At 42.6% G+C, this 537-nt stretch carries 1 protein-coding gene; it reads left to right on the top strand.

The window, feature by feature from the left end:
- Positions 1 to 140 precede the first annotated feature (140 nt).
- A partial coding sequence (locus tag AB4653_RS23505) for a MazG family protein (RefSeq protein ID WP_372105453.1) occupies positions 141 to 537 on the top strand: 397 nt, incomplete at its 3' end.

Genomic DNA, 537 nt, shown 5'->3' on the forward strand with positions numbered 1-537 from the left:
GAGATCCCCAACTCGCTCATTCTTCGCTCTTGAGGATGACCGAAAAAGTAGAAAGGTGAGTGGTTTTGGCTACTCACCTTTTTTAGTTTTAGAAGACGGTATAAATTTAAAAATCAAAGACAGTGAATAGGAATAAAACGATGAATCACCCGATTGAACAACTTGAACAGATCATGACTAAGCTGCGCGATCCTGAAGGTGGCTGTCCTTGGGATTTGAAACAAAATTTTGAAACAATTGTGCCGCATACTATCGAAGAGACGTATGAGGTGGTGGACGCGATTCACAACAAAGATTGGCCGAATCTACAAGAAGAGTTGGGCGACCTGTTGTTTCAGGTGATTTTCTACAGTCAGTTAGCAAAAGAGCAGGGCTTGTTTGAGTTCTCTGATGTGGTCGACGGTATCAATGAGAAGCTAACGCGCCGCCATCCGCATGTATTCTCTGATACAGAATTTGCGAACGATGAAGAAATTAATGCGAACTGGGAAGCTGAAAAAGCCAAAGAAAAAGCACAGGCAGGCAAAACTCAAGAAA

Origin of the sequence: Vibrio sp. 10N.222.48.A3 (assembly GCF_041475345.1) — a bacterium.
GTDB classification, from domain to species: domain Bacteria; phylum Pseudomonadota; class Gammaproteobacteria; order Enterobacterales; family Vibrionaceae; genus Vibrio; species Vibrio tasmaniensis_A.